A 12,385-nucleotide genomic window follows, 5' to 3' on the forward strand; every position below is an offset into this window, starting at 1 on the left:
AAAAGGAAAAAATTTAAGAGGCAAAGAATTTTGATATAAAATAGAAATTATAGAGGTGATATCATGATAAAAAGCTCAAATGAGGAAAACTTGCAGATTGTATGTGGATTAGTTGATGTTACGAAAGTAGATTCTACTCTAGTTGTTGATTTAAAATATGCCAAAAAAGATAATTTTTTAAAAAGAAGTGTCTATCCAGTTGAAAAAGCTGTTCTTCAGCTTGAAGTGGCAAAAAAACTTGCGGAGGCCAATGACGAGTTTCGTAAATATGGATTCACTATAAAAATATGGGATGCTTACAGACCATTTTCGGTTCAAAAGATGATGTGGGAAATCATGCCCAATGATGATTTTATTGCAAATCCTTCCCATGGATCTGTACATAATAGAGGGGCTGCTGTGGATGTAACGCTTGTAGATAAAGCAGGAAGGGAAATGGAAATGCCAAGTAGTTTTGATGATTTTACGGAAAAAGCTTTTATCAATTATAGTGGTGCCACGTCTAAGGCAATTGAAAATAGAGAATTTCTGGCAAAAATTATGATGAAGCACGGATTCACACGTCTTGACAGTGAATGGTGGCATTTTTACGGACCTAATGCATATTGTTATCCTATCAGCAGTGTGAAATTGGAGGAATTTTTATAGATTGGAAAATGAATTTTTAGAAGGAAATACTTCATAACTATTTAAGTCTATATTTATGAAGTATAATTAAAGAAAGGGGGAACTTTGTAGTATAATAAAAAAGGAGGTGGTTTATTGATGAATGAAAATTTATGGAATAAATGCGTGGATTTCCATGGACATAGATGTCCTGGATTAGCTATGGGCTTTAGGGCCTGTGAAGCAGCTTCGGAAAATATGAATATAAATTTTTCTAAAGACGAGGAAATAGTATGTGTTACTGAAAACGATTCCTGCGGAGTCGATGCAGTACAGGTTATGACAGGATGTACTTTAGGAAAGGGTAATTTAATATATAGGGGAACGGGAAAGATGGCTTTTTCATTTTTCAACCGGGAAAATGGAGATAGTATAAGAATCCTGTCAAAACCTTCAAAAATAAGGATGGATAAAGAGGAGAGGCAAAAATACATTTTAGAAGCACCAATAGAAGACATTTTTTATATTAAGAAGCCGGATTTTCAAATACCTAAAACTGCAAGAATTTTTAAAACTGTGACATGCGAAATATGCGGTGAGGGAGTATCTGAAAATAAAATAAGAATGGAGGATGGAAAGAAGGTCTGTCTTGACTGTTTTCATGAATATTCAAGAGGATGGTAATAGTTCCCCCCGAGGTCATGGTAAGATTTTATGGCATTTCGGGGGGAATTTAATTAAGGAAGTGATTTTATGAAACCAAGAATTGCAATTATGAGCTATAATAGGCTTACTAAGTCTATCAAGTTAAATGTGGATAATTACACACTAAAAAAGATGTACATAATAAATTCAAAATTTAAAGATACTGTAAATATTGCAAAAAATTTATGGGATAATGATAAAGTTGATGTATTTGTAAGCGGAAGCAGTAATTTGGAAATGCTCAAATACAATATTCCAGATGCTCCTATTGTAGATATAAAAATTTCAGGTTTTAGTATGATGGAGAATCTTGCTGTGGCAAAGAAAAATTCAAATACCGTGGCTATAGTAACTTACAAAAAGCCTATAGTAGATTTTAATTTACATCAAAATATATTCAGCATTAATATAATACAAAAGTGCTTTAACAATTATGAACAATTAAAAAACATATTATATGAATTTAAAAGCAATGGACTAAATACTGTAATAGGTAGCAGTATAGTGTGCGATATCTGTGATGATATGGAGCTGAACTCAATTTTTATTTATTCTAAATACTCTATAGTAAATGCAATAAGTTATGCTATGCAAATACAACAATCTATTGGCAGCCAGAGATATAAGAACATTCAGTTGAATGCAATACTAAATTATGCATATTCTGGAATTATGGCTACTGATGAAAATAACATTATACAGGTATATAATCCAATGGCTGAAAAGATTATGGGAATATCTAAAGACAATGTAATAGGAAAACCTGTTGACAAGACTATAGAAAATACCAGACTGGATAAAATAATAATTACTAAAAATGAAGAGATAAACCAGATTCAAAGGATAAATGGTCAGACAATTCTTACAAACAGGGTTCCACTTGTAATAGGAGGACAATTTAAAGGAGCAGTGGCTACATTTCAAGATATAAAATCCATACAAAATTCGGAACATAAGGTTAGAAGGGAAATTTACACTAAAGGGCTTGTGGCAAAATACACTTTTGATGATATAAAAGGGAAATCCAGGGCTATAAAAGATTGCATAACTCTGGCTGAAAAATATGCCAGAAGTGATTTTACAGTTCTCATTACAGGTGAATCAGGAACGGGAAAAGAATTGTTTGTCAACAGTATTCATAATGAGAGCAGGCGTAAAAATGAAGCATTTGTTGCAGTGAACTGTGCAGCATTACCGGAAAATCTTCTCGAATCGGAATTGTTTGGATATGAAGAGGGAGCTTTTACAGGAGCAAAAAAAGGAGGAAAAATTGGATTATTTGAATTAGCACATAATGGTACTATATTTCTTGATGAAATAGCTGAAATGCCTAGAAGTCTTCAATCAAGATTTTTGCGGGTAATACAGGAAAAAGAAGTTATGAGAATTGGAAGTGACAAAATAATCCCCATAAATGTAAGAATAATCAGTGCTACTAATAAAAATTTATGGGAGGAAGTGTTAAAAAAGAGCTTCAGAGAGGATCTTTATTATAGATTGAGTGTTCTTGAACTTAATATACCTCCACTTAGGGATAGAAGAAAAGATATACCCGAAATTTCAAGGGAGCTTATAACGAAAAGATTTGGAGATCTTTATAAAAGGTATAGGGATAAGTGGGAGAAGATATTCGAAATACTTATGAGTTATGATTTCTTGGGAAATGTGAGAGAATTAAAAAATGTTTTGAAAAGAATATCTGTATTTATTGAAAATGAAGATGATAATTATTTTAGTGCAGAAGAATTAGTAGATAAGTTATATAAAAAAAGGCAATCTATAAGTGTGGAAAATAAAAATAAAGAGGTTGAATATATTTTAAAGGCCCTTTCTGAGTTTAATGGGAACAGGGAAAAAACTGCTAAAAAGCTCAATATGAGCAGAACCACATTATGGCGTAAGATAAAGGAATATGGGATTTTATAGATGTTAAAACAAGCTGTAGGTAAAATTCCCCCGGGGTGATGGTAAAATTTTGCAACCCCAGGGGAATGTACATTTCGGATTAAAGTTTACGGGCAATTTCATTTAGTCTTTCTGACATTGAGGTAATCTCTTCTATACTTGCCGTGATTTCTTCTGTGGCAGCAGCTTGTTCCTGGCTAGAAGACAGTGAACTTTTACTCTTTTCACTGGACTCCTCAACTCTGCTTTTAATATCATCCGTTAATTTTTTGATTTTAGGTACTGTACTTTTAGCTTGATCTGACAGCTTCCTGATTTCATTTGCAACAACTCCAAAACCACTACCTGCCTGCCCTGCTCTAGCTGCTTCGATGGCGGCATTTAATCCCAGCATTTTTGTCTCATCTGAAATACTTGCTATGAAAGAAGTTATTTCATTTATTTCTTCTGATAATTTTATTACTTTGTTAATGTGGTTGTTAAGCTCCTGTTCATTGGTATGAATCTGTGATGCAGATGATGCCAATTCCTCGATAGCAGAAGATATGCCAGTAATATTCTCTGTAAGATTACCGGACATATCCCTCAAGTTTACTGCAACTTCTTTTGGTGTTATTATAGAAAATGTTCCAACAACTTCATTAGTATCTTCATCAATTAATGGGAAACTCACATTTCTTACAGGAATTCCAAATTTTGAAGCATCCAGTTCCTGTTCTTTTTCTTTTCCCACTTTTATAACTTCACTGCTTAAAAAATCACTTTTAAATTTATCTCCAACTTTTATAGAGGGTATGTCAAATTTTTTTGAAGATTGTATTTTTACAAATTTGTTCAAGTCAGTCAAACATAAAAAGACACCTTCTGGAAACATCTGAGATAACATTGGTGCAAATCCGTTAAAAGCTTCAGCTACAGGGTGTAATCGTGGAAACGCCATGGAAAAAGCACCGACAGCCTTATCAGTTTCATCTATAATTGGAATTGAAATTATTTCTAATCTTGTACCGTAAACAGAGCGTGGAACTTTTTGAGTTAATGTCTTTTTTTCACGAATGGCAGTACGAGTGGTACTATTTTCATCTAATTTTTGACCCGCATAAAATACATTTATATCTAAAGATTTAGAATATTTTACCCATTCCATGGTATCTCCATTTATAATTCCATATATAATTCCTCCAGGTACCAAATCAGCCTGGGTTTCTGATAATTTTTTTAAATCTTCCAATGCATTTACTGAAATCATAATATACTTCTCCTTTTCTACAATCATAATTAAAGAATTTTCCTATTATTTTGTATTAATATTAGTGGAATAAACTTTTTTGCGTAAATTTTTATTTTTGACATTAAATTCAACAAATCATATGATTTATTTAGTACATAATAAATATTTTGTTATATTATTGTTAATATAGATTCCTATTATACTATTAACTATAAATATTTGTAACATTTTTTCAGAAAAATATTATATTATTAAAAAAATATTTTTGAAATGTTTTTTTATGTACATATATTATTAAAAAAATACATTTTTAGATAATTTATGGTATAATAAACTAAACAAAATATTTATTATGTAGCATTTTTATATGGAGGAATTTATGAAAAAACAAACTGATATAAAAATAAAGTACTTTACTCAGCAAGAAATGAAGAAAATTTTTATTGCAATTGAAAGTTGTAAGAATAAACACTCTGATAGGGATATAGCTATTTTCCGAGTAGCCTATAGGTGCGGCTTACGCGCATCTGAAATTGCTATGATAAAATTAGATGATTACAATATATCCAAAGGCGAGCTCTATTGTAAAAGACTAAAGGGAAGTAAAAACAACACAATACGTTTAGATTCCAAGGCAAAACTTGTTTTAGATAAGTATTTAAAGAAATACAATATAACAAATAGTTCTGAAAGCATATTTAAAAGTCAAAAGGGAAATCCTATTTCCAGGCATACTCTTGATTATTTAACAAAAAAATACTGCGATATTGCACAGATAGATGATAAATCAAAATGTCATTTTCATTCTATCAAACATACAACAGCAGTTCATTTGGCCGAATCGGATATGGATATTAAAGAACTTCAATGGTGGCTTGGACATAAATCCGTTTCAAATACGGAAATCTATTTTCAATTTACCACAAAACAGCAGGAAAAAATGTATTTAAAACTTAAAGAGAAAAGTGAGATGGTTTAATGTGGTTAATTTAAGTTAATCGTTGTAAAGATTAACTTAAAAATAATGGGATAACTCAAAGTTTACCCTGAGACATCCCATTTATATTTGTTTTTAGTTTATATCTAAATATTAGTGTACTTTTTTTCAGTTTCTCTTATTTTATTTAATTCAACAATTTCATTGAATTCGGGAAAATCTATCATGTCACTTATCTTCCCTTGAGTTGTACCTGTACTTTTAAGTTCTTGCAGAAGAACTTTAACTGCTTTTGTCATAACATATAAGGCTGAGACAGGATATATAGCTATTGCAAATCCTAAATTCTGAAGTTCTTTAGTGGAAAGTACGGGGGTTTTTCCACCTTCTATCATATTGGCGAGTACAGGAGCCTTTACTAATTTAGGTATTTGTTTTAATTTTTCTATATCAGGAGGTGCCTCAACGAATATGACATCTGCCCCTGCTTCCTTGTATAAGTTTCCTCTTCTTATTGCCTCATCAAATCCTATAGGAGCCAGTGCATCAGTTCTTGCTATGATAACTGTATCTTCATCCTGCCTTGCATCTACCGCTGCTTTTATTTTTGCTACCATTTCTTCAGCAGGTATAACTTGCTTGCCATCCATATGGCCGCATCTTTTCGGCCAGGATTGATCTTCTATTTGAATAGCAGCGGCACCTGCTCTTTCGTATTCTTTAACAGTTCTATACATGTTTAATACATTTCCATATCCAGTATCTGCATCGGCAATTATAGGTATATTTACTGATTCGTTCATATATGCCAGATGTTTTGTCATTTCAGATGAGGAAAGCAGTCCTATATCTGGTGAACCCAAGAGATTGGCTGCAACGCCATAGCCTGTCATGTACACGGAATCAAAGCCAACTTGTTCTACTATTTTTGCAGAGATACTATTAAATGCTCCAGGTGAAACCAGCAATTTTCCTTTTTTTATATAATCCTTTATTACTTTTCCTTTACTTATACTCATAATGATTTCCTCCTAAAAATTTATTGATTTATTTTAAATAAGTCATGTAAAAATTAAGACTTAAATTTCGTCTAAAGATTTTTGCTTTGTTTCTACCCCAAATACAGCAATAATAAATGCGGTAAAAACTAAAAGTATTACAAGAGATGTAAATATAGGTTTAGAACCATAATTATTCAATAAAAAGGCAACTCCATAAGGACTGAATATAGTAGCCAATCTTCCTGCAGCATTTGCAAGACCAGTTCCCCTGAGTCTTATTTTTGTTGGAAACAGTTCAGGTACATATACTGCAAGTCCTACTGTTACAAGTATATATATGGCTACTGTCAATAAGAATCCTAGGATCAATATTGTGGACATATTTTTTTGAAGAGGATACGAATATCCTATAATGCCTGCTAAAATCATGAATAGAACTAAACACCATTTACGACCGTATTTGTCTACAATAAAGCTTCCCATTATTGCACCCAATGGTGCACCAATCATCATTATGGTGGTATAACCCAATGATTTTGAAAGGTTTATGCCGCTTTTTAAAAATAGTGTGGGAGCCCAGGTTATAAAGGTGTATATAAGTGTATTTATGGTTATTAAAGTTATACATCCAACTATTGTTCTTGAAAGTATCTTACCTTTAAACAAATCTGAAAATTTGCCCTGAGTAACGGCAACGTTTTCTTTACTCTGATGCACTTTAGATGTATCTATTGGTGAAAGTTTTATATTTTTATCTTTTTCAATACTTTTTTCAAATATTTCTACAGTCTTTTCTGCATCTTCATATCTTCCTTTTGATTCATACCATCTTGGTGATTCAGGCAGCATTTTTCTCAGATACCAAACTATCAATGAAAATACACCTACAAATACAAACATATATCTCCAACCTATAGTTGGTATAATAATTAAACCCATTAATGCAGAAACAGGTACAGCTATATTGGTTATCAAAGACAGCATGGAAACCCAGCGTCCCCTAACTTTTGCAGGGACAAATTCTCCGAGAAGAGCATATCCTGTAACTATTTCAGCTCCAAGACCTATCCCTATAAAGCATCTGCATACTATCAAAAAACTCATATTTGGAGAAATTGCAGCAACTAAAGATGCACCGCCAAAAATTAAAAGGTCAAGTCTATATACAAATTTACGGCCATATTTGTCTCCAAGAAATCCCGTAAGTAAAGCACCTATTAAAAGTCCTACAAATGATGCTGAAATAAAAGTGGCATTTAAAGTGATGGTTGACCAACCACTTTTTAATAAAGAACTTAATACACTGCTTGCTAGGTATATATCAAAACTGTCTAAGAACATCCCAAGCCCTGTTAAACATAGTATTTTATAATGAATTTTTGATACTGGCAAGCGATCCATTCTTTCAGAAATAAAATGATTATTTGCTGTAAGAGAATTAACATTATCCATTTTATGATTACCCCCTATTTTTAAAATACCTTTTGCACAAAACATATTTTACTTTTCATATAGCAGTATCCATACCAATAATGCAAATGTGTAAAATACATAGATTTTCACATATTTGTTTTATTTATGTTTAAACTTGTTTAAATTTAAATGAAACAAGAATACAACGTAAAATTTTTAAGTTAATTTACAGTCTAAACTAATATGAGCAAACTGCCCAAGAATATTTTCTTCAGTGGTATAGACTAAATCTAATTAGCTATAGGTGAGCTTTTGGTATAGATGTTGCTGAAAATGTAATGAGAGTATTTATAATATAGAAATTAAATGATGTTTGTAAAGAAATTTAAAAACTAAATTAGTAGGAGGAGGTTTTAAAATGAAAAAAACGACTAAATTGAAACAACTTATAAAAAAGGATGAAATATTGATAATTCCAGGTGTATATGATGCACTTGGAGCTAAGATAGGTGAAAATGCTGGATTTAAAGCACTTATAATGGGGGGATACCCTACAGCTGCCAGCCTATTGGGTCAACCAGATGTTGGTTATGTTACAATGACAGAAATGGTTGAAAATGCAAAGCACATTGCTAATTCAGTAGATATTTCTCTATTTGTAGATGGTGATACAGGATATGGGAATGCACTTAGTGTAATGAGAACTGTTAAAGAATTTGAACAAGCAGGTGTCTCGGGAATATTCTTTGAAGATCAGCAATGGCCAAAAAGATGCGGCCACATGGATGGTAAAAAGGTAATATCTATGGAGGAGCATTGCAAAAAAATTGAAGCAGCTGTAAAAGCCAAGGAGGATCCTGATCTGGTGATTGTGGCAAGGACAGATGCCAGAGCTGTTAATGGTTTGGATGATGCAGTAAAAAGGGGAAATGCATATGCAGAAGCAGGTGCAGATTTAATTTTTGTTGAAGCGCCTCAATCTATTGATGAATTAAAGATTATAGCAAAATCCATAAAGGCACCTAAACTGGTTAATGTGGTTGAGCATGGAAGGACTCCATCTTTAACAGCAGAAGAATATCATGATATGGGATTTGATGTTGTGATTTTCCCACTGTCCAGTATTTATACTGTGTCTAAGGCATTGCTAGGTTTATTTAAGGAGTTAAAAGAAAAGGGTACCACCAGAGACATTGAAAAAGACATGATTTCTTTTAATGAATTTAATAAGTTAATTGGATTACCTAAGTATAGAAAATTAGAAGAAGAGTTTTTGACCGACTCTGTAATAAAAGATAAATATGGCAATCTGGAAAATCTGGAAGAGGCAATGCGACAAGGCAGATAAATAGTTCCTCCGAGGCATGATTAAATTTTACATAACCTCGGGGGAAATTTAATTCTAATTGTTTACAATGGGATTTTCTACTTTACCCATAAACAGTATAATTCCCGTTTTGTTATCTCTTATAGTAAAAATAAATGGTCTGTTTACTTTAAAATCAACTGGATTTTTAGGAGGTGCAGTGGGAGCGGCAGTAGATGCTACTATTTCTGAAGTAACGGCAGCAGCTTTTGTCCCCTGTTCATTTACATCTATGCAGGCTTTGTGCCGGATGTCGCTTATATATGAAGGACCTTCTATTATTTTAGAGTCTGTGCTGTTTACATCAAATGCCTCATTCATTCCCAAAGCTTTTAATACATCTTTTAGATCAGTGCCATATTCCATTTTGAATTTAGGAATTTTTTGTGCCACATATGTTCTTTTGAAATCATTTGTCCATTTATTGAAATTTTCTGCAGTTATGCTTTGCAAAAAATCATCTGGATTTACGCCTGTATTGGGTAAAAATATATCCATTTCCATGTTGTCATAATAAGGTAATGAAATTGCCTGGAAATTATTACCTTTTACATAATTTACATAGGATGTATTTTCCATATTATTCACATCTATTTTTTTACCATCGGATAATATAAATTGATCTTTTTTTGTATTATCAGGTGAAAATTTATTTAACCATGTGCCCTTAAAGTATATGGAATTAATTAAAACAGCTGCATCATCACTGGATAAGGTATCAATAATATTTTTGATTTGACCTTTAGTAGACTGATCAACCCATAGATTTATCTTGTTTACGGTTTGTGAATCATTAAAGTCTTCAGAATTTATTTGCGAGTTGTAATATTTTTGTGCTGTATTCTTAAAATCATCATTAAAAGATATTCGTTTATTCAACCATATTGAATTTGCAGATTGTAGATCTGTGGATTTTAAATTGTTGTAGTAGCTGAATAGGCTGTAATATTGCAAATTAATATCATTGTCACTTACATTTTCTAATCCTATACAATTTAATATTTCCTGCTTTGCCTTGCCCGATTCCCCGTTTTGAGTCATGGACAGTAAGCTTGATATACTTAGAGGGGAGATAATCATGTTTTCACCTTTATCTTTGTCTGCTAAATTTTTCATTAAATTAAAGCTAAAGGCATTGTTTGATTTGGATATGGGACTATTTTCATCTATATTTACAGCCTCCATATTTGTAGTTGTAAATTTCATCTGTACTGGGTTTTTGAGAAATTTGGTTTTATCTATAAATTTTAAATCCTTGGAAATATTGATGTAATAATTCTGCCCGCTTTCATAACCACCTTCTGGAGGTGATACATAAATGTATTTTCCATCATCACTTGTGGAGAGCTTTGTGTCCAATAAAATTCCATCAGGATCTTTTACAGTAATGAGATTGGAGTTGGATAAACAGTTTTTGTCTACCGGGTCTTTTAATTTTATGGTCCAGCATTTAACTGTACTTACATCTTTTTTGTCTTGAAAAGTCTGTATTTCAGCTTTTTGAGCTGAATATGATGGATCTGCATATACATTTGATGTAAATCCCATGAAAATTGTTATAAATGATACAAACAGAAACATTGAAATGATTTTTTTAAATTCACTTTTGTTCATTAAAATATCACCTTCTATTCAATTAATAATCATAAAATCCTTTACATTAATAATAATAACATGTATTGGATTTCAAAACAATATTTGAACTGTGCTCAGGGAGACTGATATCAAAGAAAAGGGGTCATGTCCACAGCAATTTGAAAAATAGGTAGTGCAGCACAGCACCTTTATGTGGTATATTGATACTAAGGTCATCATATAGGAGGGGGCGATATAATGAATTCAGTTAGGGTAAGAAATAATGATAATCCCTGTAATATTATAGCGAGCATACCTCACAGTTCAAGCAAAATAACTTTAGAAATGAAGGAAAATATGAAAAAGGGTGTAATACTGGCAAATAATGATTGGTTTTTAAATGATTTATACGATTTTTTATGTGAATTAAATATAAATTCAATTTCGGCTAATTACAGCAGATATGTAATAGATGTAAATAGGGATATTAAAAATAAACATGTACATGATGAATATACAAAAGCTCTGATTTATTACAATACAACATTTAATAGGGAAATTTACAGCAAAATACCTGCTGAAGATATAATAGAGGATAGAATAGAAAAAATATATAAACCCTATCATTTAAATCTCTACAAACAGATAAATAAAATTTTAAGAATAAAAGGAAATGTTTATCTGCTGGATTTACACAGTTTTTTTGAACAATCCAAGGCAGATATAATCCTTGGAACCCGTGAAGGGAAAACCTGTTCCAGAGACTTTTTGAATATTGTATATGATTCTTTTTCAGACAGTGGATTTAATGTAAAAGTTGATGAAAAGGGGCTTAGGGGAGGATATATTACATCCCATTACAGTTCTCTAAATGATGTACAAGCTATGCAAATTGAAATAAGATACACCACGTATATAGAAAAAAGGTATTTTGGTGAGGAAGAAGTTAAAGATATAGATTACAGGCTGTTTAATGATGTCAAAGGGCGTTTAAATAAAGCATTTTCACAGATAAAGAGAAAGGTGTGACTTTCCCAAAACAGCGGTAAAGTTTCACATTGGATTAAATAAACTTTAATTAACTGGAGTTATTCAAATCAGATACTCTATACTAGAAATAAAGAAAGCAATACGTCCTAATAAAAGGCTTATTCATGTTGAAACCCCGGGAAATCCAACTACCAAAATAAGCGATATTGCAGAAATAATTAAAATTTCTAAGTCTATTGGGGCATTATTAAGTGTTGACAGTGCTTTTGCATCCCAATATTTACAGCACCCTCTTGAGCTTGGAGCCGATCTTGTGTTACATAGCCTGACAAAATATATAAATGGACATGGTTATGGGTGGGGCAGTAATAAAGAATTAATTTTTATCCGGAAGAATTTAGAGATGGATGTATCATATTCAGTATAGGACTTGAAAATGCGGAGGATATTATTTATGATTTAAAACAGGCACTAGAAAAATGCGGACTATAAGTTGATATTTGAATAATAGTTAAAGGGGTTCAAGAAATTTTGGATCACCATACTGGTTTTCCCATTGTTGTTTTTTTACTGATATAGTAATATTAATATGTAATATTTCAATTAATATATTTATTTACTGTATTTAATTATAAGGCAGTTCCTAAAATTAATGG

At 31.8% G+C, this 12,385-nt stretch carries 10 protein-coding genes and 1 pseudogene; 7 read left to right on the forward strand and 4 right to left on the reverse strand.

Going from position 1 to position 12,385, the window contains the following annotated elements:
- The first annotated feature begins 63 nt into the window (after positions 1-63).
- From ACYUJ6_RS03440 to ACYUJ6_RS03450, 3 genes are all read left to right on the forward strand, one after another.
- Entirely contained in the window at positions 64-648 is a 585-nt protein-coding gene (locus ACYUJ6_RS03440) for a M15 family metallopeptidase (protein ID WP_461844469.1), read from the forward strand.
- A 117-nt stretch (positions 649-765) separates the two neighbouring features.
- Positions 766-1,290: an FmdE family protein gene (locus tag ACYUJ6_RS03445; RefSeq protein ID WP_461844470.1), complete on the forward strand. Its 525-nt coding sequence runs from the start codon at positions 766-768 to the stop codon at positions 1,288-1,290.
- Between the two features lie 69 nt (positions 1,291-1,359).
- On the forward strand, positions 1,360-3,237 hold the full coding sequence (locus tag ACYUJ6_RS03450; RefSeq protein ID WP_461844471.1) for a sigma 54-interacting transcriptional regulator: 1,878 nt from the start codon (positions 1,360-1,362) through the stop codon (positions 3,235-3,237).
- A gap of 79 nt (positions 3,238-3,316) precedes the next feature.
- Here the strand turns inward: ACYUJ6_RS03450 and ACYUJ6_RS03455 are convergent, their stop codons facing one another.
- On the reverse strand, positions 3,317-4,465 hold the full coding sequence (locus ACYUJ6_RS03455) for a methyl-accepting chemotaxis protein (RefSeq protein WP_461844472.1): 1,149 nt from the start codon (positions 4,463-4,465) through the stop codon (positions 3,317-3,319).
- Positions 4,466-4,826: 361 nt separating this feature from the next.
- Between ACYUJ6_RS03455 and ACYUJ6_RS03460 the strand changes: the two genes are divergently transcribed.
- Positions 4,827-5,426: a tyrosine-type recombinase/integrase gene (locus ACYUJ6_RS03460; RefSeq protein WP_461844473.1), complete on the forward strand. Its 600-nt coding sequence runs from the start codon at positions 4,827-4,829 to the stop codon at positions 5,424-5,426.
- 104 nt (positions 5,427-5,530) lie between these two features.
- Here ACYUJ6_RS03460 and ACYUJ6_RS03465 read toward each other — a convergent pair whose 3' ends face one another.
- Together ACYUJ6_RS03465 and ACYUJ6_RS03470 are read right to left on the reverse strand one after the other, a co-directional pair.
- Positions 5,531-6,403: an isocitrate lyase/PEP mutase family protein gene (locus ACYUJ6_RS03465; protein WP_461844474.1), complete on the reverse strand. Its 873-nt coding sequence runs from the start codon at positions 6,401-6,403 to the stop codon at positions 5,531-5,533.
- A 60-nt stretch (positions 6,404-6,463) separates the two neighbouring features.
- Complete coding sequence (locus ACYUJ6_RS03470; RefSeq protein ID WP_461844475.1) at positions 6,464-7,837, reverse strand: MFS transporter; 1,374 nt, start codon at positions 7,835-7,837, stop codon at positions 6,464-6,466.
- Between the two features lie 379 nt (positions 7,838-8,216).
- Between ACYUJ6_RS03470 and ACYUJ6_RS03475 the strand changes: the two genes are divergently transcribed.
- Positions 8,217-9,146 (forward strand): isocitrate lyase/PEP mutase family protein, encoded by a 930-nt coding sequence (locus tag ACYUJ6_RS03475; protein ID WP_461844476.1) that lies wholly within the window; start codon positions 8,217-8,219, stop codon positions 9,144-9,146.
- 54 nt (positions 9,147-9,200) lie between these two features.
- Here ACYUJ6_RS03475 and ACYUJ6_RS03480 read toward each other — a convergent pair whose 3' ends face one another.
- Complete coding sequence (locus ACYUJ6_RS03480) at positions 9,201-10,778, reverse strand: serpin family protein (protein WP_461844477.1); 1,578 nt, start codon at positions 10,776-10,778, stop codon at positions 9,201-9,203.
- 219 nt (positions 10,779-10,997) lie between these two features.
- Here ACYUJ6_RS03480 and ACYUJ6_RS03485 point away from each other — a divergent pair, with 219 nt between their 5' ends.
- Positions 10,998-11,768 (forward strand): N-formylglutamate amidohydrolase, encoded by a 771-nt coding sequence (locus ACYUJ6_RS03485; protein ID WP_461844478.1) that lies wholly within the window; start codon positions 10,998-11,000, stop codon positions 11,766-11,768.
- An 85-nt stretch (positions 11,769-11,853) separates the two neighbouring features.
- Positions 11,854-12,111, forward strand: a pseudogene (locus ACYUJ6_RS03490) (aminotransferase class V-fold PLP-dependent enzyme); the annotation flags it as partial.
- Between the last annotated feature and the right edge of the window lie 274 nt (positions 12,112-12,385).

Source organism: Clostridium sp. JNZ X4-2, assembly GCF_054889485.1.

Bases quoted from the DNA above. Each gene is read 5' to 3' on its own strand.
- ACYUJ6_RS03440 (WP_461844469.1), top strand. From the start codon at position 64: ATGATAAAAAGCTCAAATGAGGAAAACTTGCAGATTGTATGTGGATTA.
- ACYUJ6_RS03445 (WP_461844470.1), top strand. From the start codon at position 766: ATGAATGAAAATTTATGGAATAAATGCGTGGATTTCCATGGACATAGA.
- ACYUJ6_RS03450 (WP_461844471.1), top strand. From the start codon at position 1,360: ATGAAACCAAGAATTGCAATTATGAGCTATAATAGGCTTACTAAGTCT.
- ACYUJ6_RS03455 (WP_461844472.1), bottom strand. From the start codon at position 4,465: ATGATTTCAGTAAATGCATTGGAAGATTTAAAAAAATTATCAGAAACC.
- ACYUJ6_RS03460 (WP_461844473.1), top strand. From the start codon at position 4,827: ATGAAAAAACAAACTGATATAAAAATAAAGTACTTTACTCAGCAAGAA.
- ACYUJ6_RS03465 (WP_461844474.1), bottom strand. From the start codon at position 6,403: ATGAGTATAAGTAAAGGAAAAGTAATAAAGGATTATATAAAAAAAGGA.
- ACYUJ6_RS03470 (WP_461844475.1), bottom strand. From the start codon at position 7,837: ATGGATAATGTTAATTCTCTTACAGCAAATAATCATTTTATTTCTGAA.
- ACYUJ6_RS03475 (WP_461844476.1), top strand. From the start codon at position 8,217: ATGAAAAAAACGACTAAATTGAAACAACTTATAAAAAAGGATGAAATA.
- ACYUJ6_RS03480 (WP_461844477.1), bottom strand. From the start codon at position 10,778: ATGAACAAAAGTGAATTTAAAAAAATCATTTCAATGTTTCTGTTTGTA.
- ACYUJ6_RS03485 (WP_461844478.1), top strand. From the start codon at position 10,998: ATGAATTCAGTTAGGGTAAGAAATAATGATAATCCCTGTAATATTATA.